Origin of the sequence: Legionella septentrionalis, from assembly GCF_003989745.1 — a bacterium.
Taxonomy (GTDB): domain Bacteria; phylum Pseudomonadota; class Gammaproteobacteria; order Legionellales; family Legionellaceae; genus Legionella_A; species Legionella_A septentrionalis.
On the sequence record NZ_RZGS01000034.1, the window covers coordinates 1 to 21,746 of the forward strand.

Here is a 21,746-nt window from a genome sequence, read left to right on the forward strand (position 1 = left end):
CATCATCATACTATCAAAGCTCCTATCGCGGGAGAGGGGGTAGATCGAAGTGAAATAGAAAAATTTGTGCTCAATTTAAGATGAAATCTTGTCTAAAAAACTTTAGGGACGTTGCCTAGTTTAATGTGATGCTTTTCAGCCTCAAGGATCATCGAACGCATGTAATCTGTACCAATTTGGTGGCCCAGGCCGCGTGACCCACAATGAATGCTTATGACCACATCGTGTTTTTTTAAATTTAAATGAGAAGCAATGTGCTCATCATAAATCTCGTTGACTTCCTGGACTTCGAGATAATGGTTTCCTGAACCTAAGGTGCCCATTTCTTTTTTCTGCCGCTCCTTGGCATGCTCTGAAACTTTATCAGGCAAGGCCCCCGGCATGCAGCCGTTTTCTTCGATGCGCTCCAAGTCATTTTCTTCACCAAAACCCTCACGCACAGCCCATTGGGCTCCACCTTGAAGCATGCATTCCATGCTTTTTTTATTTAAGTGAATATGGCTTTGGCTGCCTACCCCAGCTGGGATACGCTTAAATAAAGCATTTGCAAGGTTTTCTTTTAAAGGGGCGAGTTCGGTCGTGGTAATCCCGGTAGACAAAAGCCTTACACCACATGAAATGTCAAAGCCAACGCCGCCTGCCGATACCACGCCTCCTTGTTCAGGATCAAAAGCTGCTACTCCGCCAATTGGAAAACCATAACCCCAATGCGCATCGGGCATGGCATAAGATGCACTGACGATTCCCGGAAGGGCGGCTACATTACAAATTTGTTCATAAACTTTTTCATCCATCTCTTGAATGAGTTCAGCTGAGGCATAAATTATTCCAGGAACTCTCATTTTTCCATGGGTTGGAATAAGCCATTCAAAATCATTTATTTTTTCTAAAGAAGATAATTGCATGTCTGCTCCTGAATTCATTTATCAAACATCAACCACACATTGCGCAATCCATTGCTTCTTTTTTTTAACTACATGCAATTCATTATAGGTTGCGCCTTTCACGTCAACTGCAGGTTGGTGTTTTAAGCGATTGATTTTCTCACCTTTAATCACTGCGGTTAAGTGCATGGCAGGTGTTATATGTACTTGAAATTCTGAAAATAACATCTGTCTAGCATCCATTTGAAAAATAATGGCGTTTAGCCAATCAATGAATAAAATTTCAGCGTCAGGCGCTTTACAATTGATGGTGAATAGCTGGCTGTATTTTATCAGGCTCAGTAACTACACAGGTAAGTGCTTTTGCTGCCATGGCGAATGCCTCTGCCAGGGTAGAACCCATACCTCTTATTCCCACATCAGCGCCGTGAGAAAAGTGCTCCCATTTTATAATCGTCATTTATTTCCCGGTTAAAGTGCAAAAAATTATAATTGAGCTAATTTTAGTAGATGTTTTATTGCAATTTCGAGTAGCTGTTTATTCCATTAAAACAGATAAAGGATGTTCAGTCATGGGCAAAAAATATCTTATAAATCCATTGGTACTTGCTGAAAAAGCTCCAGCTGATCCGCAATTGGATACATTTTATGTTTATCAGGATGAGAGCCAAAATTGGCATTACATGTTTAAAACCGAAACAATGTTTTTGCAGCGGATCATTGAATTAGATAATCTTGGTCAGCAGCTTATAAGTTTGCTGCAAAACAAAGAGGAGCTTCCCAAGGCAACCGAGTTGGAAGCAGTTTATTTGCTGTTGCAAATAAAGCGCGCCGATGAGCAACCTGTTTCAATTCAGTTTGATTATGCCGAGCACGTATTCATAGGCGAAGCAGTAAAAGAATTGTTTCAACGCAATCAAACTTTTTTTAGAGAATTTTTCCCCGAAGAGTTTTTTGATAAAGGGTTGATAAAATTGGAAAATGGCATGTTGCTTGAAGTAAGTGAATTCTATGGACTTATGGGGGATTTTTTTGGAATACCTGGCAAACCAATTTCTTTCGGTAAAGATCCAAGTGAGCAAAAGGATTTTTTTGCTGCTTCGTTTAAAACGTTCTCGCAATGCTCACCTGAAATCTTGAAGAAAATTCTCACCATTGGTGCGATTCAAAAATATGCAGTCCACATTGCCATGCAAAATTGCTCTTGCCAATCCAGGGAAATTTGTCAATGTCCTGAGCAAGCTCTGGAGGAAGTATCTTCCCTTACCAACAAACTTTGGAATGAAGCCACGGGTGGTTCTTATTCTTTTTATCTGTTTGAGCATGGGGATTATCTGAAATTATCACAAAGCAATGTGGATCATTTTGGTGTGAATGCAAAAGAAACTTATCAGGCAGGGCACGAATTAGCGCTGGAGTATATTAAAAAAATTGCGGAAGAAAAGAAGAAAGAAGCCCCCGATTTTAAGCTAATACAAGCATGGATGCATCATGTATTTGCCTTGGAAGGCTCTGCAGGTCATTTCTTGACGGATGCTTTTTCTACAGGGCACGTGCGCGTACCACGTCAGGAATTATATGAACTCAAAACCATTTTTGGCATACCAGTACCTGCAGTAATTACCGGCCTTTTCACATTAGTAATGCACAATGAAGATGGCAAAAACGGGCTTATGTTGACGAATGGGAGAGGAGAAACTTTTAAAGCATATGGCGACGATGCATTGTTAACGGGAAAAGGCGCGGTTACCTTTAAAAAAGTAACGACTGCCGCCAGGGCAGGGATGCAAGAAATTTTTTCGGAATTGAAAAAAATTTTCCATGAAAATCGAAACGAAGAAAAAGCATCAGTTATTGCAGACAGGAGCTCGCCCACCTGGGGTGGCGTGTATGATTTATTTCCAGTAGCAAAAGAAGAAAATAATGTAGGGAATAATGCCTTATTTAAAATGCAAAGCGGTAAATTGCTGCGCAGGAAAGATATCCACGATATTGCCTGCACTGAGTACATTGAAAACTGGTGGGTATGGACAACTTTTTTACTGCTTCTGCCACAGATATGGCAGTATGCTTTTGGTACTGCTGCGAGTGCAGGGGTTAATGAAGAAATCTTGCATGACGAGGCCATGTTGGAACAAACCAACAATGCCCGTATGATGCAAATCTTGTCGCAGAATGACAACGGCCCTAGAACTGCAGTGGCATTTAAGCGTATTGAATCACCAACGGATGATGTGATCATTCACGTCCATCAACCCGGTTTCGAGGAAAATTATCAAAATAATTTAAGTGCAACAGAGCTTAAGATATTAAAAATATGATTTATTTTATTAACAAGTTGCCATCCTGGAATATCATTTTTTTGCTGGATATCGCCGTAATGCGCTCCCCTGGCAAAATAATGCCAGCCAGATTTAAAGGATCAGATGCCGAAAGAATCAAGTTGCCAGTGGCTTGATTCTGACGTTTACCCGATTTGCTCATGGTTCTTATGGATTCTACTGCATAGGGCAGGGCGAATTGTTCGCCCACAAACCCATTTACAAAGCGGCCACCGCGGATCTCCCCGCGATCTTCAAGCTTTCTAAAAGCTGTTAGCAATTCTCGCCAGCTTGGGATAATTTTTTCCCGTGTTAACAGTTCGCGGAAAACAATGCCATAACGTTTCAGCAACACCCAGCAGGTAGCTTCCAAACGCCGTTCATGATCTGCTGATTTCTTAATATTCAATAAGGACCAACGTCCCATTGTTTCCGGAGCACGTCGTCGTTTCCCTAAGCGTTTGTGTGGATCAATTAAAGAACGTAAATTGTCAAAGCCATCAGCGGTGATCATGCCAGCAGCGACTAGTTGCCAAAGACCTGTTTCAATTTCAGCACGTAAATGGCCCAAATCTTGTACTATATCGATAAAAAAAGAAGCCCCGCTTTCCTGTAAGTAGGCATAAATTTGTTGGGCAACATGGCTTAAAACATGCATGTTTCTTTTATCGAGAGCAGATATCCCTTGCATCCAGTCTGATTCTTGTCGTATGAAAAAAGTAATAGGTACCACGCTGGTAGGCTGGATGCGTTTTTTTAAAGTATCTTCTTCTAAAGCAGTCATGGCTGGATGCATCGACAAGCGTCCCCAGCCAATTACCCCGGTAAAGCACAGACGGTCTAAATATTCTTTCTGATAGCCATGGATTCGTGAGGCAAATATTTGCTTTTCCCAGGCATTGGCGGGAATTTCAAAACCTTGCAATTGTTTGATGACTTCCAACAGCCCTTGTTCTCCTTTCAATTGGGTGCCGGGTGCAATGTGCTGCCAAGTTAGCAGCCACTGAAAAAATTGTTGTGATGTAACCGGCTCAATTTCTTTTCGCAATTTATGCAAGGTCAATTGATGTATTCGAGCGAGCAACCGGCGTTCGCACCATTCAATTGCTTCTCTTGGTGAAGTGGAAAAATGCCCGCGCAAGATCAAACCGGTTGCTTCTAATTGAATTAAAATTTGCTGCACTTCTTTAGGCGGTAAATCAAGTGTGGCGGCCAAATGCTCGGCACGCACAGGCCCAAGGTAATGCATCCAATTTTTAAGCATGCAAATTAATGCTTCCTCGCGTTCCAATTCCTTTTGTTGAATTTTGATTGGAGGCAAAATGAATACAGTTTCCGGATAAATAACTTGAAAGATTTTGGTTTTCTCTGCAGCTACCCAAAAGGTTTTATCATGACAGGTCGCTTCTACAACGCGATGAGCAGTTTTTAATTCATCAAAAAAAGTAAACCATTCCTGCATGACTTTTTGTTGTGCAGAGAAAGCAGTATGAACCGGCAGGGCGATCACAGTTTGCAAGACATCGTGCAATTCATCTGCATTACGAATATCAGGCCAGGTTTGCTTTTGCACTTCTGAAATAACGTCGGCATCCAGTTTTCCAGCTTCCTGGAGAATAGATTCTGGTAATACACGGCGTAATTCGACTGCGCGTGCTCTTCTTTCTTCAAGAGGGGCATCATCCAAAAATGCATAAGGGTTTGCATTTAAAATTTCATGCGAAAAAACGGAGGGCACAGGTGTATCGACTGCGATGCATTGGATGCTTCCATTTTCTATATTTTTAAGTACTTGGATTAATCCCTGCAAGTCTAGTGCTTCGGTAAGGGCATCTTTCATAGTTTCTTCAATTAAGGGATGCGAAGGCAGCTCAACATCCCTCCCTCCCAGATTATCCTGACATGCCGCCGCATCAGGGAAAACCGCCGCTAAAAGATCATCTGCTTGCATCCTTTGTATATTTGGCGGCACTTTTTTGCCGCCGCGAAATCGGACCAACGCTAACGCGCGGGTGGCATCCCAACGCCAGCGGGTTGTAAAAAGAGGGGATTGTAAAACTGCTTGCGTTAGGACATCGGCAACTGAGTTAGAATGCAGAAAATGAAATACATCAGCAAGAGGAAAACTGTGTTGTTCGGCCAATGAAATATTGATGCCATCGTCCGTTGCCGCAGCTTGCAATTCAAAATTAAACGAACGGCAGAACCGTTTGCGTAGGGCAAATCCCCAAGCTTTATTAATTCTCGCACCAAATGGAGCATGTATGATGAGTTGCATGCCGCCTGCTTCGTCGAAAAAACGCTCTGCAATTATGGTTTCCTGCGTGGGAACCGCCCCCAATACGGCACGCCCTTGCAAAATGTATTGCACAATTTGCTCTGCTCCAAAGGAATTAACCCCACATTGCTTGGTTAACCAACTTAAAGCTGGTTGGGCATCTGGATGATTAAGGTGTTCACACGTTAAATGGTTAGGCAATAAATCATAAATGGTTTTACGCAGCCTGGCGACTTGCAAGGATAATTCATCCGTACGGGCAGGGGCTTCACCGCGCCAAAAAGGTACCGTAGGCGGTGCTCCATGAGCATCTTCCACTAAAATTCTTCCTTTCGCACTCTCTACACGTTTAATTTGCCAGGATGTATTGCCAAGAAGAAAAATGTCACCGCGGTTACTTTCCACCGCAAAATCTTCATCCAGCGTACCAATCATCACTTCATTAGGCTCAACAATGACATTAAATAAGCCATTTTCGGGGATGGCGCCGCCACTGGTAATTGCAGTAAAACGGCTGCCGCGCCTGCCTTTAACCAGGCCATTGACTTGATCACGGAACAAATAAGAGCCATAGCGTCCTCTCGAACCGGCTATCCCTTCAGCCAACATTTCCACCAGGGCAGCAAAAGTTTTACGTGATAAATGCCGATAAGGAAATGCCCCTTGTACCAGATGGAATAAGTCTTCTTCTTTAAAATCTTCGGCAGCACAGGCAGCAACGATTTGTTGTGCCAAAATATCCAAAGGTTCTTCAGGAATAATTAATTTATCCAGGTCTCCTTCTTGAATAGCATGAACTAAAGAGGCGCACTCCAGGAGCTCATTGCAAGTGGTAGGAAAAATTTTCCCCTCGGAAATTCCACCATGCCAATGCCCGGCTCGGCCTATGCGCTGCAAAGCGATGGAAATTGCACGCGTGGAGCCAAGCAGGCAAACTAAGTCAATAGAGCCAATATCAATTCCCAACTCCAAGGAAGCTGTAGCCACCAGAGCTTTTAATTCGCCCTGTTTCAGTTTTGTTTCTACTTGTAGACGTAACTTGCGGGATAAGCTGCCATGGTGGGCGGCAGCTTGCTCTTTGCCTAGCCGTTCACCGAGATGATAAGCGACACGCTCAGCCAGTTTGCGGGTATTTACAAAAATGAGTGTGGAGCGGTTTTCACGTGCCAGCTCTGCAAGACGATCATAGATTTCATCCCATAATTCGTTGGAGGCAATCGACGTTAGCATTCGGCCAGTAAGTTCAATGTTTATATGTAAAGGCCTGGTATGTCCGATATTGATGATGTTCGGTAAAGGCCGTTGACTGCCTGCAAGAAATTGTGCCACCAGCTCAATTGGTTTTTGTGTGGCGGACAAGCCAATACGAGTAATAGGTTTATGCACAAGTGCTTGTAGTCGTTCCAGTGATAAAGCTAAATGAGTTCCTCGTTTATTATTCGCTAAGGCATGGATTTCATCCACGATAACCGTGCGGACACTTTGCAAAATGCGTCGGCTTTTTTCCGCAGTCAGTAACAGGTATAACGATTCAGGAGTTGTCACCAGGATGTGTGGCGGTTTTTTTAGCATCGTTTGCCTTTCGCCTGCCAATGTATCGCCTGTACGTACCGCGACACGAATATCCTTCATGAAAAAGCCCCATTCCTCACCCAGTGAGTGAATTTCCTGCAAGGGTTGCAGTAGGTTTTTTTGCACATCATTGGTTAAAGCTTTTAGCGGTGAGACGTAAAGTACACTGGTTTCATCCAGTAATTCTCCGGTAATGGATTGCCGCACTAACTGATCGATACATACCAAAAATGCAGCCAATGTTTTTCCGGAACCGGTAGGAGCTGAAATTAATGTTGTCTGATTGGCTAAAATAGAAGGCCACCCTTGCTCTTGCGGGGCTGAGGGTGAAGTGAATTTATTTATAAACCAATCATGGACAAGCGGATGTGCCCACGCCAAATGAGCGGATGCATTAAGATTCATACAAAAAGTATATACAAAATTAAAAAATTTTGCGGTTTTTTTGAAAATTAAAATTATTTTTTTTAAGATGGAAAATGATTTTAATGTAAAATAAAGCCGTAAGGTTCCGGCTTTATTTTAGGATAAAATAGAATTATTTATTGAACTCAGGATAAAGCTTGCTGATAGGTTCGACAGCAGTTAGCATCGTATATTTTTTCTCATTCTTTGAAAAAACTCCGTGGCGGCTGTAAAGCGGAGTTTTAATTTGCGTTTCTAATAATATCTCTGCTTGTTCGCCGCCAATATATGAAAGCTCGAAGTTATTTAGATAAAACATAGCTTCTTCCATGGTCTTAATTTTTTGCGGCGGAGCTGCTGGGAAACCGATGCGCAATCCTGCATATTGTTTCTCCAGTTTCTCTAATTCTGCTGATATTTCCAAGGCAGATTCATAACTGATTAACTCAACGTTAGACTTCTTTTGTATTCTTTTAAATTCTTCTGCATCCATAGATGGAATTTGTATGGTGAAACGATGGCTCTGAAAATCAGGGTTAATATAGACAGGCCCGTAAAAAAATTTGCCATATGTTTTTCTTACCATAAATACATCATTATGATGAATCACACTTTTATCATCCATATTGGATGTTACACCGCTCAACTCGCTTTCGCCGCTTTCTTCAGTAATATCCCAATCACGGTCGCTGGCAGCAGCTGCAGGCATTTTCCCGCTTTGTAAAGAGATTACCGATTCTGCTACATTGACATGGATTCTAGGTTGATTAGTTACGAATACTTGCCCGGAAAGAAGACCGGAAAATTTCTCGGCTTGTATGGAGTGTTTGCTTGTGGAAACATAACTGTAATCGCCGCTAAAAACGGTGGCAAATTCTTCTATGCTTTTATTTTTACCTTGCGGGGTGAAATAATCCAAGACATCCAAATCTTTTTTAACACGCACGCCACGATATGCAACAGCTCCATGGCAATATTCAATATTGGTATTCCCTACTAAATTTGTAAAGTGTTCTATGTTAGCCTGAGTAGCGCTTATTTTTTTGTGATGTTTTTTAGAATCCAGTGCTTTTTTACTCTCGGAAAAAAATTTTTCTTGGCCATGTTTATATAAGGTTTTTGTTGTCTGAGTTACTTTAAAGCGCATGTCTATCTCCACTGCTAACAACTAATTTTCCTGCACAGGAAATAGAATGATTTTACTGACTAATTATTAAGAAAAAATTAAGAATTATTATTTATAGAAGAGTATTTAATGTGAAATAGAAAAATTATTTATTTTACAGGGCATAATAAGGCATAAATTCTATTTTTTAATTTTAAAAAATATGTATTTTTTTAAAATTTTAGTGGAATATATTAAGAGCCTTCTGATGCTGCTGTTGACTGATGGTGCCGATTGTTTTAAAATAAACCAATTTTTGTTTGCTTTACTAAGGGAAAAATATGCTTAAAACAGGAAGGTATGTTCCAATTTTTTGGAAAAAGATAAATCCTAAAACCGCAATTATTGCAATGGTTGATCCAAAGGATGCGACTTTTGAAAATTTCAGCAAGTTGGAAGCTCATTTAGCAAAGCTTCAGGTTAAATTTTTTGCTCCTAATTCTAAAGACGTTAAGAACACGATTGGAGTAACTAATAGCACGCCCTTTTATCTTGTAAATGGAGACGAAGGCGCCTTGGAAGCTGACATTAATGAAGCATTGCAAAAATTTGAAGCTGGCCAATAAGGAAGAAGAATTGCAGTAAGCCTTCCTTTTTTAAATAAATTTATTCTTCAGGCTGGTGTGAGTTGAGTAGTTAATTTTTCTTGTTAAGCCTGACATGGATTGAAGGATAAAATTTGGGTTATCTTAGCGTCTCTTCCTTAAAATGCACAAAAACTTTAATTGAGCATTATCAGTCCCTGGCGCATCTGCCTGGTTTCGTTTTGCTGGAAAGCAGCGATAGGAAATCAGGGCGTTATGATATTTTAGCAGCATATCCTTATGAGATATTTTCGATGCCGCGCCATGGACGGGATAGCAAAGAAACTTTTTCCTGCCTTCAATCTTTATTGCCTGTAGTTGAATCTAATAGCGATTTGCCTTTTCAGGGAGGGGCTATTGGGTATGTTTCATATGATTTTGGTGCAGAATTATATGGAATAAATGCGTCGCCCCATGCATTGCTGATAAATACTCCATTGATGGAATTTGGTTTATATGATTGGGCAATTATTACTGACCATCATCAACAAAAAACTTACTTGGTAGCGGCAAATCAACGTGCTGAAACAGCCTCATTAATCAAAGAAATAGAGCACTGCTGGTATGGTCAGCAAATCCTTGTAAATTCATTTACCCTGGTTAAGGAATTCAAGCCTTTAATTAGCCGAGACGCATATCAAAAAGCATTTTGTGCGATTCATGAAGATTTGCAGAAGGGAAGAGCTTACCAGGTTAATTATACTCAGCCTTTTATAGCGCATTTTAACGGCGATCCCTGGGAGATGTATAAACGCATCAGCCGATGCAATCCTGTCCCTTTTTCTGCTTTTTTACGTTTACATCAGATGGATGTTTTAAGTTTTTCGCCTGAACGTTTTCTTTTAATGGACAAAGAAAGCTTATTAACTTCGCCCATCAAAGGTTCAGCAAGGCGCTCTCCCGATGCCAGCGAAGATACCCGTTTAAAAAAAGCTCTGGCTGTTTGCGAAAAAAATAAAGCTGAAAATGTGATGATTGTTGATTTGATGCGCAATGATTTGGGTAAGATTTCAGTACCGGGTACTGTGAACGTAAATGCATTATGCGAATTACAGAGTTATAATTCCGTCCATCACTTGGTCAGCCATATCGAAGCACAGTGCCGCCAGGATGTAAGCACAATAGAAGCATTCATGTCTTGTTTTCCCGGCGGTTCCATTACCGGTGCGCCCAAAAAAGAAGCGATGCGCATTATCCATGAGCATGAACCCTTTGCGCGCGGAATATATTGTGGCAGCATCGGTTATTTTTCCGCCCACGGCCGCTTTGATAGCAATATAGCAATTCGTACCGTTACTGCTAAAGAAGAACAACTTTATCTTGTAGCGGGCGGTGGTATTGTAATGGATTCAACCTGGGAGGATGAATATGAAGAATGCTACACAAAAATTAAAGCGATAGTATCCGGTATTTAACTGGGCAATGCCCCTAAGCTTTTTTGAATATTCTTTAGGGTTTGTTCTGAATACAAATAATCTTAAGTTGCTTACTGCTGAATGTATAGGGAGAGTAATCATGATATTTGTAAACGCTTAATTTTACGTACCAGTTTTTATTGATATTACCCTAGAATAAGTAACTGAAGCAAAGAAGGTGTATGAAACGTAATATTAATCAAGATGAGTTAAAAGAACAGGCAGAAAATATTTATGATGCTTGGGAAAGCTCTTGCAAATAATGACATTGAAGGTCTTTTATGCAGATGACGCATAAAAACTTATTGCTAGCAATTCCTTCACGATTGTCATTGGCAGGTCCAGCGCGATCATGCTCTGGATAATTTTGAGGCAACTATTTAATAAGCATTAAGATACATTGTGTAATCAAGAGCATGCAATTTTGGGGATAATATGGCTGCCAAGTATTGATAGAGCTTCTGGCGACGATATTGAATCAGAAATCTATGATCAATATAGCAATGGTTGCACACTCCTCTTTGATCTCTCAAGATGTATTTAATACCACACATCAATTTTGAGCAACCTAACCGAGTTACCCGCTTTAAAGCAAAATAAGCTAATCTACCTATGTATTGCCTAAACTATTTACAATTGAACATGTTAAGAATCGCATCAGTGATTGTATTGCAGGATGAAGCAGCCGCTTCGCTTGTTTTAACGAAACGCAGTGCCAATTTACGCATGCATCCTGGAGAAATTTGTTTTCCAGGCGGCCTTTGGGAACCTCAGGATCAAAATCTTTGGATTACTGCTTTGCGGGAATTGCAAGAAGAGTTAGGGATAGCTGCTTCTCGAGTCCGATTGCTCAAGGAGTTACCTTTAGAGCGAACACTCTCGGGAACGGCCATACATCCTTGGCTAGGCTCAATTTCCGCTTTGGAGCCCTACCTCATCAACGAAAATGAGGTTTCCGAAGTGATTTTCCTACCCATACAAGATGTTTTGAATCCTAAAAATTATCAGGAGATTGAAATTGCGCGATTTGGGCAGCGCCTTACTTGTTGCCAATATACTGCAAGCAGTGAGCATTTTATCTGGGGGGCTACTGCACGTATTATGAAACAGTTATGTTTGGCCGGAAAAGGAAACTTTTAGCTTCTTTCCGGCTCGTATGGAAAAGAGATAAAATAGTAGCGTCACCTCAAGGCACGTCTTAAAATTTTTCCTACATTTGATTTTGGTAATTCATTATAAAATTCAACGACTTTTGGAATTTTATACGCTGTCAAATGCTGCCGGCAATGAGAAATGACTTCATCCGCGGTTAAATTGGGATCGCGCTTGACAATGCATGCTTTAACTTTTTCGCTTGCATCTTCCTCCTGGACCCCGATAACGCCGACCTCGAGTACGCCTGGCTGCATGCTAATAACTTGCTCTACTTCATTAGGATAAACGTTGAAGCCAGACACAAGAATCATATCTTTTTTGCGATCCACAAGATAAACAAATCCCTTTTCATCAACTGTTGCAATGTCTCCAGTGCGTAAATAGCCATCTGGCCAGAAAACCAAAGAAGTTTCATCGGGACGTTGCCAATAACCGGACATGACTTGTGGGCCTTTGACGCATAACTCTCCTTTTTCACCTAATGGTAGTTCATTTCCTTCATCATTGCGGATGGAAATGGATGTTGAGGGAAGCGGCAAACCAATGCTGCCATTATATTCATCCAAATACATGGGATTAATGGTGACAGCAGGACTGGTTTCGGTAAGACCATAAGCTTCTAAAATACGTGATTTGGTTTTTTCCCGCCATTTTAGAGAAACACTTTTTTGTAGAGCCATGCCGCCAGCCAGTGCAAGTTTAAGGTGTGAAAAATCAATTTCATCGGATTTTGGATGGTTTAGCAGTCCATTGAATAAAGTGTTCACCCCGGTAATCGCAGTGAATCCTGTATGCTTGATTTCATCAATAAACCGCGACAAATCGCGGGGATTAGTAATCAAAATATTTTTTGCCCCCAGTCTCAAAAATGTAAGGCAATTAGCAGTTAATGAAAAAATATGATACAGCGGCAGGGCGGTGACGATGATTTCGTTTTTGCCAATGGCTGATGCGGAAATCCAGGCGGAAGCTTGCAAAACATTTGCAATCATATTGCCATGACTTAACATGGCTCCTTTGGCTATACCGGTAGTGCCGCCAGTGTATTGTAAAAAAGCGATATCATCCAAGGTAATGCTTACAGGCTTAAACTGGCTTTGAGCGCCTTGACGCAGTGCTGTTCTGAATTCTACAGAATTGGGGATCCGGTAAGCCGGAACCATTTTTTTAACGTGTCTTACGACGTTATTCACAAGAATGCGTTTAAGAAAAGGGAAAATATCCCCGATTTGCGTGATCATTACGTATTTTAAGGTGGGAATATGAGGTAGAGCCTTTTCAACGGTGTGAGCAAAATTGGCTAGGACAACAATGAGTTCCACACCGGCGTCATTCATTTGGTGGATGACTTCGTCGCTCGTGTATAATGGGTTGGTATTCACAACAACCATCCCAGCGCGCAGCGCGCCAAACAATGCAATAGGATATTGCAGTAAGTTGGGCATCATCAAAGCAATACGCGTGCCCCTTTTTAAACGCAATTGCTGCAGATAAGTTGCAAACTGCAAGCTTAATCTATCCAGCTCCTCATAACTAATTCCAGATCCCATGTTAGTATAAGAGATTTGTTCTTTGTATTTGCTGCAAGACTCTTCAAATAATTCCACAATCGAAGAATATTGATTCATATTAATTTCATGAGGTACGCCTTGCTGATAATGCTGCAGCCACAACTTCTCCACGTTACTAACCTTCTGTTATTGACTCCTGCGTGCTAGTATAAACAAAAATGAGAGGGATGGATATTACGGTATGACCGATAATGTGTTGAAATCACAAGCATTTAAACTGAAAGGCAGGCTTTATACATTGACTGTTTTATCAGTTCTTGATACAAATATTGAACTGTTTGCAAAACAATTGATAGAAACGATTCATAAAGCACCACGTTTGTTTCACCAAAGTCCTGTAGTATTAGATTGCTCAGCAATTCACGCAGACCAGCTTGATTTTCAAGCATTATACCAGTGCGTGCGCGACCTGGGGCTAATCCCTGTGGCAATCCAGGGGGGAAATCCACGCTTGGAAATGCTGGCGCAATGCCAAAATATGGCGGTGTTAAAGGCTTCCTCTGATTATGATAAACCTGTACTGGAAAAAGTAATGGGTGCTCCCGCCATCCCGATTGAGGCGCCTAAAACCAGGTTATTGACGTCTCCCGTACGCTCAGGGCAGCAGATAGTTAGTAAAGGTGACCTGATTGTTACGGCTGCGGTGAGTCATGGGGCAGAATTGCTGGCTGATGGGAACATTCATGTTTACGGGCCCTTGCGCGGGCGTGCTCTGGCCGGGATTGATGGGAATAAACAAGCCCGTATCTTTTGTCAAACACTGGAAGCCGAGCTGGTATCCATTGCCGGATTTTATCGATTAAGCGATGCAATTGGAAACCTCTCAGGTCCTTGTCAAATTTTTCTTCAGGATGATCATATACAAATAGAGCCGTTATGACTTCAGCACATCAAGGGTCGGATACGGTAGCTGTATGGCTTTCTTCCGCAGATAAAGTTCCTAAAAAGCCAATGGAAGCCGTGTTTATATCTGATTTGCATCTTCATCCGGCGGATAAAAACATCTCAAACCGCTTTGCGTGCTTTATTGCCTGGGCTACGCATAATACTCGTGCAGTTTATATTCTTGGCGATTTTTTTCACGTGTGGGCTGGGGATGATGCAATCGACGCCTGGAGTTCTTCCATCATTAACCAGCTAAAATATTTAACTTCGCAAGGGGTTGCGGTGTATTTTATGCACGGTAACCGCGATTTTTTGCTTGGCCCACGTTTCGCCAAGGCAGCCAATGTGAAAATGCTTACAGAGCCTACGGTAATAACCTTGGGGGGTATGCGGATTTTATTAGTGCACGGCGATCGATATTGTACGAAGGATCGCGGCCATCAATGGTTGCGCTGGTTAACGCGTAACCGTTTTTTCCCGGTTTTATTTTTGAAAATCCCTTTAGGTTTACGCAAAAAACTGGTTCACAGCATTCGCCATCGCAGTGAATACAATCGCAACAAATTGCCGGAAAAACTGGCTATTGTGTCGGCAGCTATGCTGAATGAAATGCAGGTTTTCAATGTACAAACGCTAATTCATGGACACATCCATAACTCTGGTTTGACCATTCATAAACACCAAGGAGCATACTACAAGCAGTATGTATTAAGCGACTGGGATGACAATCCCATGCTCATGTGCTATGATAACGCAAATGGCCTATTTTTTAAACGATTTCCGGAGACGCAGCATGCCAGCCAATGATATCTTAAAGAAAGAATTGGAGAATGAACTTATTAGAAAAGCGAAAGCAGAACTTGCAGAGCTTAGAAATAAGGAGCGCCAGGAAGAAATCGCTACCAAAGCAGGGGATCGTGAAGAAGCCAATGCTGCAGCGGATGAAAAATGGGCGGAAGTGGATAAAATAGCCGAAGAATTTATTCGTTCCAGCCAGCGTGGTTTTGATAATCCACTCTCCCAATGGTTGGATATTCTATTTTTATGTATGAAACTTGCCGAGGCAGCAAGGAAATCAAACCCTGTAAATAGCTTGCTAAACCAAGGGCTTGATCAAATACAAGGTTTAATTGGACAATTCCGTTATTCCAAAGACATGAAAAATGCCAATAGTTTTGCGGAAGAAGATCCGGAAAAACGCGCCCAGATTATGAAGGAATTAAACATCACTCTTCCCAGAATCCAGCATTGCGTAACCATGAATGATAATGATGAGTTAGAGCTTGGCAGTATCGTTGGCGAAAATGGCAAGCCGATTTTCGAAAATCCCCAACTTCAGCAATATGCGGAAAGACAATATGCAGCCCTCGTAGTGGCCTGGTTACAGACTCATGGCTACACGCGCATCAATACTGGTACTTTTGTGCATCAAGACCCGCCACATAGACAATTAGACCGTGATACGTTTGAAGCTTTACGCGATGACTTGCATGCCGGGTTAAATCAGCGAGCCGAAGAACAGTTTGGTTTAGAATTCGTCACCAATCCTTCATTAAGGCCTTAAGTACATCGCTTCCTTTATCTCGGTATTCCGCTATGGAAGCGGAATACTGAATCGTTGCCGCAAATCAATTCATTTTCAATATCCAAAAACCGGTTTATTTTTTCGTCAACATCACTTCCATAAAGGTAGGCAAGATTTAGATAGTCCCGGAAGTGCCGCGCTTCGGATTTTACTAAGGTACTGTAAAACTTAACTAAAACCGGATCATTTAAGACTGAAAGCAACGCCTTAAAACGTTCGCAAGAGCGTGCTTCAATAATTGCACCGATGATAAGTTGCTCGCTCAAGCGTTCTTGGTTGCAGCGCGTGGTGACTTCTTTGTGCAAGCATTGTGCATAAGAAGACGGATGCAAAGGTCCAAATCCAAGATTTCGCTCGTGCAGTAACAAGAGTACTTTTTCAAAATGCAGTAATTCTTCGCGGGCAAGGGGAGACATTACATTGACCAACTCCTGTTTTTCCGGATACTTGCTGATAAAATTTATTGCAGTGGCGGCTGCTTTCCTTTCACAATGCGCATGATCAATCAGCAGCAAAGGAAGATTAGTTTGCGCATGTTCAAGCCATTCACCAGGAGTTTCTACTCGTAAAAACCGGGAAAGGGCGGTCAAATCATTCATGTTGGTTTCAATCATCATTGCACTACTCTTTGTTGAACTATCTTTACCCAGGCTCGCATTTTAGCAAGCGGTAGGTATATACTTCAGAGAGACGCATTATACCTGTTATGCACGAATTATGAATGAAGAAACAAAAGAACTTGATTTATCGCAGTGGTTGTCCACCTACGGAATTTTAACAGCAGAACGCATCCTTGAGCGCTTCCAAATTCATTTGCAACAAGAGGAACTGATCACCACGATTAAGAACCCCCGCAGTATTTACTATCAGCTTTTGCGTGTGCCATTGAAAAATGTTTTTAACGGAATCATTTTGCAGCAGGGCCATGACTATCAGGTTTATGCACAAAAATTATTTATTGATTATTTATTATCTGGTCAAAATGATAAGGCACCCGAGGCACCGGGCGCCACCATCCGGGAAGATATAGAAAACGAGCGCACCACCTTGGCCAAGTTAAACGATGAATTTAATGAGCAGGAGTTAGCACAGCAAAAACTCATAGCCGAGAGCCAGGCAAAATTAATTCATTTATCGCGGCAGTTGAAAAAATCTTTGCAGACAGTAACTGCAAAAATAAATGAAGTTTTAAAAAAGCATGACATTATTAAGGCCGAACAGACTGTGCAGCGAGCTATCCGCTTGGGCATTATCCATGGCGATGAAACCGATCTCTTTTCTGAAAAATCTTTTTTTTGGACTAAGATGGAAGAAGTTCTGCAGGTTTCTCTGCATAAAGAGTTGCGTCATGAATCTGGCGAATTGTTGAAAGAATTTGCCGCACACCGACTTGAGATTGACAATATTTTGGCTACTTATCTCGAGCAAACACAAGAAATGACTTTGTCGTTGCGTAATTACCGCAAGCAATTTTATGAACTCATTTTGCGTGCCACTGAACTCATAAAATTATTACCGGACTATTATCAGGATACGGCGAAGCAGGCTGAAAATTTAGCTGCGCTGGATTTTGATGGCAGCATCGGCGAGCAGAATAACTCGTTTTAACATGCTGTAACGCCTGCCTTTAAAATTGAGCCACTCAATGTATAAGTGATTTAGTGACAGGCTTGCCGGCAACCCATGACTTCAGCCTTAAGGGTTGGAATTTGCAATTTTGTAATTAAAATGAAGTATGTTTAATTACAACTGATGCCCAAGCTTAATATATCCCTTAATTTTCGTCCCTTCTGGTTGAAATTCGTGTATAATGCCGGCTTTTTAAAATTATGACTGGAGTTCGCCATGACAACTGAATTAACTTTGTCTATTATTAAACCAGATGCAGTTGCAAAATCTGTAATTGGCCAAATATATAGCCGTTTTGAGCAAGCTGGCTTGAATATTGTTGCTGCTAAAATGACGCATTTATCCCGCGAACAAGCCGAAGGATTCTATGCAGTCCATAAAGACCGACCTTTTTTTAATGATCTGGTTTCTTTTATGATTTCTGGCCCAGTCATGATTCAAGTATTGGAAGGCGAAAACGCCATTGCTAAAAATCGGGAAATTATGGGAGCAACCAATCCTAAAGAAGCGGCTCCTGGTACCATCCGTGCTGATTTTGCCGATAGTATTGATGCAAATGCAGTACACGGTTCCGACAGTTCGGAAACTGCTGCTCAAGAAATCGCATTTTTCTTTGCACCTGGCGAAATAAATAGAAGAGCTTAATCCGTTGATTTCAGAGGTAACGATGAGCGGGAAAATAAACCTCCTCAATTTTAACTATCCAATGATGCGTCAATTCTTAACCGACATCGGCGAGAAGCCTTATCGCGCCCAGCAATTGTTGCAATGGATTCATCAGGTAGGTTGTCATGATTTTTCGCAAATGAGCAACATCAGTAAGGCATTGCGGCAGAAGCTTAACGATGTGGCTGAAATTCGTTTACCTGAAATTACAAGTTGCCAGCAATCCAGCGATGGTACGCATAAATGGTTATTAAAACTGGATTGCGGCAATTGCATTGAAACAGTATTTATTCCGGAAACCAAACGCGGAACACTCTGCGTGTCATCCCAGGTTGGTTGCGCATTGAATTGCAGCTTTTGCTCAACAGCCAAACAAGGTTTTAACCGCAATTTATCGGTGGCTGAAATCATTGGCCAAGTGTGGCTCGCCGTGCGGGAATTATCCAGGCAACATGGTGCTCATGACAAGCGTGTTACGAATGTGGTCATGATGGGGATGGGAGAACCGCTGCTTAATTTTGATAATGTGGTGGCGGCAATGGATATCATGATGGATGATTTTGCCTACGGCTTGTCGAAACGTCGGGTCACCCTAAGCACCTCGGGCGTGTTGCCAGAAATGGAACGCTTACGGGAACAAAGCCCCGTAGCTTTAGCCGTTTCTTTGCATGCTCCAAACGATGCATTGCGCAATGAGCTGGTACCTATTAATAAAAAATATCCCTTAGCGCAGCTAATGGATCTTTGCAAACGTTATTTCAAAAACGAATCCAAGCGTAAGATTACTTTTGAATATGTGATGCTAAAAGGGGTGAATGATCAGCCTGAACATGCTGCTCAATTGATTAAGCTTTTGCATAATGTGCCGGCTAAAGTCAATCTTATCCCATTCAATCCCTTTCCGATGACCCAGTACGAACGCTCGTCGCAAACAACCATCAATGCATTTAGAGACCAACTGCTCGCCAGAGGGATTAATACCACCACTCGCAAAACTAGGGGAGATGATATTGATGCAGCTTGCGGACAACTAGCCGGTTCAGTAAAAGACCGAACCAGCCGGTCTCAACGTTGGCAAAAATTGCATTTTACCCCTCAGGAAAAAAAAGAAGAATAGTCCATTTAGCCTGTTAAGGGCTAAGCTCTTGCGAATAGCGCAATATGAGTATAAAAAAAATACAAAACAGGTTGCAGATTCAGCCAGCAGAAATAAAAGATTATTTAACCATACAAAATATGGCTGGATTTTATATCTATGACCTTTCCCGTGAATGCGGATGGGCATGCTCTGATGATGGCCTTTATGAAAGTTTCGACTTTAAAGCATATTTGACAGAGCCGACCAGGAAGGCTTTCCTTGTGAGAGCGGCTGATGAATTGGCAGGCTTTATCTTATTAAATCAACAGGGATTTTACCCGGAAACCACATGGAATATGGGTGAGTTCTTTATCCTTGCAAAATTTCAAGGCAAAGGAATTGGCAGCTTGGCCGCAGCGCAAATTTGGCAAATGCACCAGGGGGCATGGGAAATTTCTGTTCTTCCTGAGAATCAGCGCGCTTTATCTTTTTGGCGTAAAACGATTTCCAACTTCACTGGTGGTTCTTATTATGAAGAACTTAAACACGTTGATTACGATCCATCTCAACCTAAACGGATTATTTTTTGCTTTAATACCAATGCGCATCAAGAGCAAAATGTTTTATGTAAATTAAATGACTGCAAGATTCAATTAATTGATAAAATTGCTGCAGCAACTGAAAAAAGAATGATGAAAGATTTGGTTGCCTATGAAACAAGCCATGGCATCGATGTTAATTACCAACGTTTTGCCATCACCATTTCTAATGAGGATGACATCATTTTTGGTGTTTTGCACGCGTATACTGCCTTTGCGGAAATTTACGTGGATGATATATGGATAGACAGTGCTTATCGTCATCAAGGATATGGCAGGCAGTTATTAGTGGCTCTTGAGAATCATTTTAAAGGCCAAGGGTTTAATAATATTAATTTGGTTACCAGTGCTTTTCAGGCCCCTGAATTTTATAAAAAATGCGGTTTCCAAGCGGAATTCACCAGAATAAATAAAAAAAATCCAAAGTTAAGCAAAACTTTTTTTGTCAAATTTTTTAATGAAAAGGAAGAAACTCAGGGTATTGTTAAATAATTGTTATGTAAGGTGGAGATTTATTTGCATAATTTATATTCATTAAAATATAAATTAATTTTGAGAGCTTCCTATTCACGGTTATAATGCCTTGAATTTCCAATAACAAGTGAGTCGATGTTGAAACTTCATTACCTGTTATTACTTGTCGGTTTATTATTAATTCAGGCTTGTCAGCAAAAGCCTGAGAGCGAAACACAAGCAGCAGGGTCAGGCAAAGAATACAATCGCAGCGACGCTGCTTCCTACAATGTGCAATTAGGGTTGGCTTATTTAAAGCAAGGAGACAGACCAAGAGCAAAGCGTAAGTTATTGCTTGCCATTGAGCAGGCACCTGACTCCCCCAGCGTAAATGCGGCCATGGCTTATTTTATGGAAAAAACTGGCGAACTGGAGGAGGCACAATCGTACTACCACAAAGCAATGGCATTAGCGCCTGGCAGTGGCGCACAATTGAATAATTATGGGACTTTTCTTTGCCGACAAGGGCAGTATCAGCAGGCTGAAAAGTACTTTTTGCAAGCGGTAAAAGATGTTAAGTATGAAAATACAGCCGGAGCCTATGAAAATGCAGGTTTATGCGCCATGGTCATCCCTGCACATGCAAAAGCCATCGAATATTTCGGTAAGGCTCTCGAACAAGATCCCTCGCGGAAACAATCATTATACGAATTGGTAAGACTTGAATCCCAGCAAAACCATAATGACCAGGCGCTGGCTTATCTGGAAAAGTATCCTATGCTTTCTTTGCGTGATCGAGTCCTACTAACATTGGCGGCTGATGTCGCTCACAAAACTGGAAAGATTGAACTTGAAGCAAGCTACAGAGCGCGTTTGCATCAATTAAATAATTTTTCGGACAATACCGGAGTAAAACATGACAATGACAGCGACAATGGATGAAATCGAAGAACGCACCCAGGAGAAACCCGGTGCACGATTAGCTTCCGTACGCCAGCAAAAAGGCTACAGCATTGAATATGTGGCTGGAAAGCTGCATTTGCGGGTACAAATTATCGAATTATTAGAAGCCGATGAGTATCAAAATATGCCCGAACCTGTGTTCATTAAAGGATATTTGCGTGCTTATGCTAAACTGCTGGAAATCCCGGGAGAACCTTTATTGGAAACGTTCAAGAGTTTATATTCTCCTGAACGTAAACCAGAGCGTGCGCTTTGGCAAAGCAAACGCGAAACCAACCGGGCAGAACGCGTGGTGCGTTGGTTGACCGCCTTGTTCGCAATAGGGGTTGTTACTGCCGTAGCTATTTGGTGGAATAAAAATAAAGATGATGAACGCATTTTCCCAAGCGCCAGCACGGCTGTGCGCCAGGAAACAGCTGCAAATAAGTCGGAAAGTGAAATACGATTAACCGATTTATCAAAAATGCGCTCTTTATTGTCTTCACATAATCTATACAGTGCAGTGGAGAAGCAGGGTGAGTGAGCGTATTCAAGCAAT

The 21,746-nt window shown here is 41.6% G+C and carries 18 protein-coding genes and 1 pseudogene; 13 read left to right on the top strand and 6 right to left on the bottom strand.

All coding sequences use genetic code 11. The annotated features are described in order from the left end of the window. Window positions 1–92: 92 nt before the first annotated feature. Together ELY11_RS09995 and ELY11_RS10000 are read right to left on the bottom strand one after the other, a co-directional pair. A complete protein-coding gene (locus tag ELY11_RS09995) occupies window positions 93–905 on the bottom strand; it encodes an RtcB family protein (protein WP_127033340.1) in 813 nt (270 codons plus the stop codon). Between the two features lie 21 nt (window positions 906–926). After that, window positions 927–1,344: pseudogene (locus ELY11_RS10000) on the bottom strand (archease). Between the two features lie 112 nt (window positions 1,345–1,456). Here ELY11_RS10000 and ELY11_RS10005 point away from each other — a divergent pair. Further along, window positions 1,457–3,205 carry a hypothetical protein gene (locus ELY11_RS10005; RefSeq protein ID WP_126954557.1) on the top strand — a complete coding sequence of 583 codons (1,749 nt, stop codon included), beginning with the start codon at window positions 1,457–1,459 and terminating at the stop codon, window positions 3,203–3,205. A gap of 1 nt (window position 3,206) precedes the next feature. Here the strand turns inward: ELY11_RS10005 and ELY11_RS10010 are convergent, their stop codons facing one another. Together ELY11_RS10010 and ELY11_RS10015 are read right to left on the bottom strand one after the other, a co-directional pair. Continuing rightward, window positions 3,207–7,460 carry a DEAD/DEAH box helicase gene (locus ELY11_RS10010; RefSeq protein WP_127033342.1) on the bottom strand — a complete coding sequence of 1,418 codons (4,254 nt, stop codon included), beginning with the start codon at window positions 7,458–7,460 and terminating at the stop codon, window positions 3,207–3,209. Window positions 7,461–7,593: 133 nt separating this feature from the next. Then, the gene (locus ELY11_RS10015; protein WP_127033344.1) at window positions 7,594–8,607 is read right to left on the bottom strand and encodes a hypothetical protein; all 1,014 of its coding nucleotides are present in this window, start codon (window positions 8,605–8,607) and stop codon (window positions 7,594–7,596) included. Between the two features lie 299 nt (window positions 8,608–8,906). Here ELY11_RS10015 and ELY11_RS10020 point away from each other — a divergent pair, with 299 nt between their 5' ends. The 3 genes from ELY11_RS10020 (at window position 8,907) to ELY11_RS10030 (ending at window position 11,764) form a co-directional block, all read left to right on the top strand. Next, window positions 8,907–9,191 carry a hypothetical protein gene (locus tag ELY11_RS10020; RefSeq protein WP_126954554.1) on the top strand — a complete coding sequence of 95 codons (285 nt, stop codon included), beginning with the start codon at window positions 8,907–8,909 and terminating at the stop codon, window positions 9,189–9,191. 113 nt (window positions 9,192–9,304) lie between these two features. Next, on the top strand, window positions 9,305–10,624 hold the full coding sequence (gene pabB / locus ELY11_RS10025; RefSeq protein WP_127033346.1) for an aminodeoxychorismate synthase component I: 1,320 nt from the start codon (window positions 9,305–9,307) through the stop codon (window positions 10,622–10,624). A 642-nt stretch (window positions 10,625–11,266) separates the two neighbouring features. Next, on the top strand, window positions 11,267–11,764 hold the full coding sequence (locus ELY11_RS10030) for an NUDIX hydrolase (RefSeq protein WP_127033348.1): 498 nt from the start codon (window positions 11,267–11,269) through the stop codon (window positions 11,762–11,764). A 41-nt stretch (window positions 11,765–11,805) separates the two neighbouring features. On the opposite strand, the gene ELY11_RS10035 is transcribed toward ELY11_RS10030, so the two are convergent. After that, window positions 11,806–13,407, bottom strand: a complete 1,602-nt coding sequence (locus ELY11_RS10035) for an AMP-binding protein (protein WP_233579812.1) — start codon at window positions 13,405–13,407, stop codon at window positions 11,806–11,808. 124 nt (window positions 13,408–13,531) lie between these two features. On the opposite strand from ELY11_RS10035, the gene minC reads away from it, so the two are divergent. From minC to ELY11_RS10050, 3 genes are read left to right on the top strand one after another with little or no spacing between them, the layout of a single operon-like run. Next, a complete protein-coding gene (gene minC, locus ELY11_RS10040; RefSeq protein ID WP_127033350.1) occupies window positions 13,532–14,230 on the top strand; it encodes a septum site-determining protein MinC in 699 nt (232 codons plus the stop codon). Further along, complete coding sequence (locus ELY11_RS10045; protein WP_233579809.1) at window positions 14,227–15,042, top strand: UDP-2,3-diacylglucosamine diphosphatase; 816 nt, start codon at window positions 14,227–14,229, stop codon at window positions 15,040–15,042. The genes minC and ELY11_RS10045 overlap by 4 nt, the downstream gene beginning before the upstream one ends. After that, a complete protein-coding gene (locus ELY11_RS10050; protein ID WP_127033352.1) occupies window positions 15,029–15,799 on the top strand; it encodes a hypothetical protein in 771 nt (256 codons plus the stop codon). The genes ELY11_RS10045 and ELY11_RS10050 overlap by 14 nt, the downstream gene beginning before the upstream one ends. A gap of 14 nt (window positions 15,800–15,813) precedes the next feature. On the opposite strand, the gene miaE is transcribed toward ELY11_RS10050, so the two are convergent. Then, on the bottom strand, window positions 15,814–16,434 hold the full coding sequence (miaE, locus tag ELY11_RS10055; RefSeq protein WP_127033366.1) for a tRNA-(ms[2]io[6]A)-hydroxylase: 621 nt from the start codon (window positions 16,432–16,434) through the stop codon (window positions 15,814–15,816). 103 nt (window positions 16,435–16,537) lie between these two features. On the opposite strand from miaE, the gene ELY11_RS10060 reads away from it, so the two are divergent. The 6 genes from ELY11_RS10060 (at window position 16,538) to ELY11_RS10085 (ending at window position 21,731) form a co-directional block, all read left to right on the top strand. Further along, entirely contained in the window at window positions 16,538–17,428 is an 891-nt protein-coding gene (locus tag ELY11_RS10060) for a hypothetical protein (protein ID WP_126954548.1), read from the top strand. A gap of 237 nt (window positions 17,429–17,665) precedes the next feature. Then, on the top strand, window positions 17,666–18,094 hold the full coding sequence (ndk, locus tag ELY11_RS10065; RefSeq protein WP_126954547.1) for a nucleoside-diphosphate kinase: 429 nt from the start codon (window positions 17,666–17,668) through the stop codon (window positions 18,092–18,094). A gap of 22 nt (window positions 18,095–18,116) precedes the next feature. Further along, a complete protein-coding gene (gene rlmN / locus ELY11_RS10070; RefSeq protein WP_127033354.1) occupies window positions 18,117–19,232 on the top strand; it encodes a 23S rRNA (adenine(2503)-C(2))-methyltransferase RlmN in 1,116 nt (371 codons plus the stop codon). A 44-nt stretch (window positions 19,233–19,276) separates the two neighbouring features. Continuing rightward, window positions 19,277–20,284 carry a GNAT family N-acetyltransferase gene (locus ELY11_RS10075; protein ID WP_127033356.1) on the top strand — a complete coding sequence of 336 codons (1,008 nt, stop codon included), beginning with the start codon at window positions 19,277–19,279 and terminating at the stop codon, window positions 20,282–20,284. Between the two features lie 117 nt (window positions 20,285–20,401). Then, a complete protein-coding gene (gene pilW / locus ELY11_RS10080; RefSeq protein WP_127033358.1) occupies window positions 20,402–21,187 on the top strand; it encodes a type IV pilus biogenesis/stability protein PilW in 786 nt (261 codons plus the stop codon). Beyond that, window positions 21,162–21,731 carry a helix-turn-helix domain-containing protein gene (locus ELY11_RS10085; protein WP_126954543.1) on the top strand — a complete coding sequence of 190 codons (570 nt, stop codon included), beginning with the start codon at window positions 21,162–21,164 and terminating at the stop codon, window positions 21,729–21,731. Before pilW ends, ELY11_RS10085 begins: the two co-directional genes overlap by 26 nt. The last annotated feature ends 15 nt before the right edge of the window (window positions 21,732–21,746 follow it).

Excerpts from the sequence above, each read along its gene's own strand:
- ELY11_RS09995 (WP_127033340.1), bottom strand. The coding sequence starts at position 905 with ATGCAATTATCTTCTTTAGAAAAAATAAATGATTTTGAATGGCTTATT.
- ELY11_RS10005 (WP_126954557.1), top strand. The coding sequence starts at position 1,457 with ATGGGCAAAAAATATCTTATAAATCCATTGGTACTTGCTGAAAAAGCT.
- ELY11_RS10010 (WP_127033342.1), bottom strand. The coding sequence starts at position 7,460 with ATGAATCTTAATGCATCCGCTCATTTGGCGTGGGCACATCCGCTTGTC.
- ELY11_RS10015 (WP_127033344.1), bottom strand. The coding sequence starts at position 8,607 with ATGCGCTTTAAAGTAACTCAGACAACAAAAACCTTATATAAACATGGC.
- ELY11_RS10020 (WP_126954554.1), top strand. The coding sequence starts at position 8,907 with ATGCTTAAAACAGGAAGGTATGTTCCAATTTTTTGGAAAAAGATAAAT.
- ELY11_RS10030 (WP_127033348.1), top strand. The coding sequence starts at position 11,267 with ATGTTAAGAATCGCATCAGTGATTGTATTGCAGGATGAAGCAGCCGCT.
- ELY11_RS10035 (WP_233579812.1), bottom strand. The coding sequence starts at position 13,407 with ATGAATCAATATTCTTCGATTGTGGAATTATTTGAAGAGTCTTGCAGC.
- minC (WP_127033350.1), top strand. The coding sequence starts at position 13,532 with ATGACCGATAATGTGTTGAAATCACAAGCATTTAAACTGAAAGGCAGG.
- ELY11_RS10045 (WP_233579809.1), top strand. The coding sequence starts at position 14,227 with ATGACTTCAGCACATCAAGGGTCGGATACGGTAGCTGTATGGCTTTCT.
- ELY11_RS10050 (WP_127033352.1), top strand. The coding sequence starts at position 15,029 with ATGCCAGCCAATGATATCTTAAAGAAAGAATTGGAGAATGAACTTATT.
- miaE (WP_127033366.1), bottom strand. The coding sequence starts at position 16,434 with ATGATTGAAACCAACATGAATGATTTGACCGCCCTTTCCCGGTTTTTA.
- ELY11_RS10060 (WP_126954548.1), top strand. The coding sequence starts at position 16,538 with ATGAATGAAGAAACAAAAGAACTTGATTTATCGCAGTGGTTGTCCACC.
- ndk (WP_126954547.1), top strand. The coding sequence starts at position 17,666 with ATGACAACTGAATTAACTTTGTCTATTATTAAACCAGATGCAGTTGCA.
- rlmN (WP_127033354.1), top strand. The coding sequence starts at position 18,117 with ATGAGCGGGAAAATAAACCTCCTCAATTTTAACTATCCAATGATGCGT.
- ELY11_RS10075 (WP_127033356.1), top strand. The coding sequence starts at position 19,277 with ATGAGTATAAAAAAAATACAAAACAGGTTGCAGATTCAGCCAGCAGAA.
- pilW (WP_127033358.1), top strand. The coding sequence starts at position 20,402 with ATGTTGAAACTTCATTACCTGTTATTACTTGTCGGTTTATTATTAATT.
- ELY11_RS10085 (WP_126954543.1), top strand. The coding sequence starts at position 21,162 with ATGACAATGACAGCGACAATGGATGAAATCGAAGAACGCACCCAGGAG.